1 pseudogene is annotated in these 4185 nt (G+C 61.8%); it reads right to left on the reverse strand.

Features of this window, described 5'->3' with window-relative positions:
• Positions 1 to 4106: pseudogene (locus FPH17_RS11990) on the reverse strand (hypothetical protein); the annotation flags it as partial.
• Positions 4107 to 4185: the final 79 nt, after the last annotated feature.

Here is a 4185-nt window from a genome sequence, read left to right on the forward strand (position 1 = left end):
CCCTCAAGACCCGGAATGTTCACCTGAGACAGCACACCCAACGGGATCAGCAGCAACAACGGCGAAGCCAAACCAACCAACGAAGCAATACACTTCGGATCAGACGACCCAACATTCACATCACCCTGACCAGCGCCAGCATTGGCGTTGCCCTGGGCATCGACGTTGACGTTGATCTTGATGGTGCCGCCCTCATCTACAACGCCGTTGCCCACCGGGGTCACGTGGATCTCAGTGGTGCCGCCCGGGATAGCGCCCTGCTCGATGGTGTGGGTGCCATCGCCGTTGTCCTTGATCTTGCCCGGGTCGATCTGGGTGCACTTGCCACCCTTGTCGCAGCCCTCAACGATGAAGTCGCCTTTGCCCTCGACAACGATGGTGATGGAACCATCGGAGCCGCGGCCGGTCTTCTCGTTCCAGGTGATCTCCGGAGCCGGGATGGAGGAACCGCCGGAGGTCTCCGGGATCTCGGCCTCGATGATGCGGACCGGGTTGCCGTTGCTGTCGCGCTCCTCAATGAGCACGGTGCCCGACTTGTTCGGCAGGGCCTTGATGTTGATGTTGCCCGCCTTGTCCGGCTCCGGGTTCTCAATCAGGTCGTAGCCGCGAACCACAGTGAAGGTGTTGCCCTTGCCCGGGTTCACCTTGGTCTCAATGTCACGGTCCAGGACACGGCGCTCCTCGCGGAAGGAGAGCTCGCTGCCCTGGCCGGTGATCTCGATGTTGTGGCGGTTGACAATCTCACCCTTCTTGTTGGTCTCTACGACAACCACGTGGTTGCCGGAGGTGCCTTCCTTCGGGGTGAGGACCCACTGGCCGTCCTTCTCGGTGATGTCAACGAACTCTTCGCCCTTGATCACCTTGTAGGTGTTCTCGTTGCGAATGGTCACGGTGAAGTGACCCAGCTCGGAGACCTTGAAGGAGCTCTCGCCGTTAGAGCCGTTGCCGGCACCATTACCGGAGACCGGGGTGATGTCCAGGACGTAGCGTTCCTTGGCGCCGTTCGGCTTGGTGAACTCGACGACGGCCTTGCCCTCGGCGCCCTCGACCGGGTTGACGGTGATCTGGTCGCCGTTCTCGGTGACCTTGATCAGGTCCTTGCCTTCAACAACCTCGTAGGTGGAGCCCTCCGGCGCGGTGAGCTTCAGCTCGGAGCGGTCGGTGATCTCGTAGTTGTACTCGCGCGGAGCAACCGGGGAGACGTTGAGAATCCAGCGCTGGATCGGCAGGTCGCGGGAGTTGCGCAGCTCGATGACAACCTGGCCCTCAGCGTCCGGCTTGAAGTCGGTCGTGTACTGGCCGTCCTTGTCGTTGGGCAGGGTGTTGAGCAGGTTCTCGCCGGAGACCACGACCAGGCGCTGCAGGTCGGAATCACGGGTGATGTTGATCTGGGAAGTCGCCTTGACGTCCTGCTTACGCTCCTTGACCTCGCTCGGCGTCACCGTGATGGTGTAGCGGACCACGACCTCGTCGCCGAGGCGCTCCTCAACCACGACGGTGCCCTCGAAGCCCGGCTTCGGCATGACACGGGTGATCTCCTTGCCGTCCTTCTCCACCACCGCGGTGGTGACGTTGTCAGCACCCTCCGCGACCACAATCTCGTGGTCCTCGGCACCCTTGGTGATCTCTACGGTCTGGCGGTCCTTGATCTCACGCTCGACCTCCTGGGTCTCCACCTTGGTGCGGTCGCCCGCGATGATGGTGTAGACGCCAACCAGGATGCGCTGGCCGTCGACAATCTCGTAGAGGTTGGCAACGATGACGCCCTCGCCGGAGGCCTGGATCTTGTTGGTGTCGCCGGTCAGCTTGACGGTGTCGCCCTCGACGGCCTTGCCGTTGACGGTGGCGATGTCCTGGCCCTGCTTGAACTCCAGCTCGTACTCGCCGTCGGCGGTGTTGAGCTCAGCAGCCTCGTCGGTGTTCGGCTTAATGTTTGCGGTCTCGACGTCGACGAGCACGTTGGTGCCCTGGCGGACGTCCAGGGTGAACTGGTAGTCGTCGCCCTTCTCGTCCTTGGCGGTGATGACCACCTTGCCGGTCTTGTCGGCCTTCGGGGTCAGGACCCAGTTGCCGTCCTTGTCCTTCTCCAGGGAGTCGACGATGTCTTCGCCCTCGACAACCTTCGGCTCGCCGGCAATGTTGTCCAGCTCGAGGACGTAGTTGTTGGAGTTACCAATCACGCGGTGCTGGTCGTACTTGCTGTCCGCAGCGATGTTGATGATGTAGTTGTTCTCGTTGCGCGGAGCCTCGCCCGGCTCGTGAACCGAGATCTTGGCGGTAGCGCTGAGGACACCATCGTTGGGCTTGACGGTGATCTTGCCGTCCTTCTCGCTGGTGGTGATGTAGTTACCACCCTCAGTGATCTCCCACTCCCAGCCCTGCGGGACCGGGATGGTCTGGGTGTGGCCGGCGATGGAGACGTTGAAGTAGTGATTGTTCACCACAACGTCGGTGGTCTCGATCTTCTTCTCGGCCTTGTTGATCACATGGATGGTGTACTCGTGGCGGTTGCCCTCACCATCGACGACGACGATGCGCACATCGCCCTCGCCCTCCTTGACCGGGGTGATGTCCAGGCTCTTGCCGTCCTTGGACTTGGTCACCTTGACCAGGCCGTTGGAGTCGTCGACAAAGTCGATCTTCCAGTTGGTCAGCTTCTCCACCGGGATGACGCGGGTGTCCTTCTTCTGGGAGAAGTTGAAGGCGTACTTGTAGGAGCGGAAGAAGCGCTCGACCTCGATGGTCTTCTCGCTCGTCTGGTGCGTCTCGTTCTTCACCGTCGTGGTTGCGGTAACGGTGGACGGCTCGGCGGTGACGGTCTTGGTGGAGGTCGTCGCCGGGCGGGTCTGCGTCTCGGTGACGTACTTCGGCTCAGCCGTGACGGTTGCAACCTCGGTCTTCGCGTCGCCGGTTGCCGTTGCGGTGGCGGTGGCCTTCTCGGTCACGGTCTTCACCACCGGGGTGCCTTTGCGCACGGTGACGGTGCGCTGCGGCAGCGTGGTGGTCTCGGTGACGGTCTCGGTGTCCTCGCGCTCAACCTCGGTCACCGTGGTCCGCGGGGTGACGTTTTCGGTCTCGGTGCGGGTCGGCTCGACCGTCTTGGTCACCTCAGCCTGCGGCTGCTCCCACTCGGTGACGGTGGAGGTCGGGGTGACGGTCTTGCGTGCGGTCTCGGTGACCGGCTGCTCAGTAACCGTCTTGGTGTAGGTGTTGCCCGGGACGGTCTCGGTCTTGGTCACAACCTCAGGCGTCTCGGTAACGGTGGTGGTCTTCACCGTCACGTTCGGGCCCTTCGGGTTCGGGTCGTAGCCAACCAGGCCCGGCTGACCGATGGTGATGAGGCGCTGAGTCGTGCCTTCCTTACCAAGCTCGTCGCTGATGTTGTAGTCGCGCGGGACCAGAACGGTGACGTACTCGCCGTCCTGGACATTGCTGGTCGCTTCCTGGAAGGAGGCGCTCTTGCGCAGGACGTACTGGGCCTGGCCGGAAACAGAGCCGCTCTGCTTGAGCACCTCAAAGCCGGTCCACTGTGCGAACTCCTCCTTGGTGATCTTGGGGAAGCCGCCGGTGGTCTCCTTGATGTCACCGTAGATGTAGCCGCGCTGATCGTTCAGCGTCTCCTTGTGGTTGGACAGGAGCGCCTGCAGAGCGAAGTTCAGCTTCGCAGCCTGCTCCATGTCGCCCTTGTTAAACGCGTCAAGCATGCGCTTGGTGCCGGCGATGGCGGCGCGCTCAATATCCGGGTTGATCTCCAGGTTGCCGCCCTGCTCACCGTTGTAGCCGTACAGGCCGGAAACGCCGTCGAGCTTGCGCACCACGTAGGGCGAATCCTGCTGCGGAGCGGGCTGCGCAAAGTCGATGCACCAGCCGGGGCCGAAGTTGTTGGCGTACATCAGGTGCGCCTGATTAAACGCACCCTGCTGGTAGCGGATGTTGGAGTTGAACTGCACAGCTGCCTGCTGCTCATCTGCAGGAAGCTGGGAATACTTGCTCGTAACAGCAATGTCTGCGTGCGCGGACGGGGTAGCAACGACAGTTCCACCAGCGACGACGGCGGTGGAGATAAGCGCGGCCATGACGCGCTTCTTAAGATGTGCGTTTTGCAACGGCTCAATCCTTAAAAACTTGACGGAGATATTCGAAGCAGCCTGGAGATCTCCTGAACACGGATCTTCACACTGACAG

Origin of the sequence: Corynebacterium gottingense (assembly GCF_007559235.1) — a bacterium.
Taxonomy (GTDB): domain Bacteria; phylum Actinomycetota; class Actinomycetes; order Mycobacteriales; family Mycobacteriaceae; genus Corynebacterium; species Corynebacterium gottingense.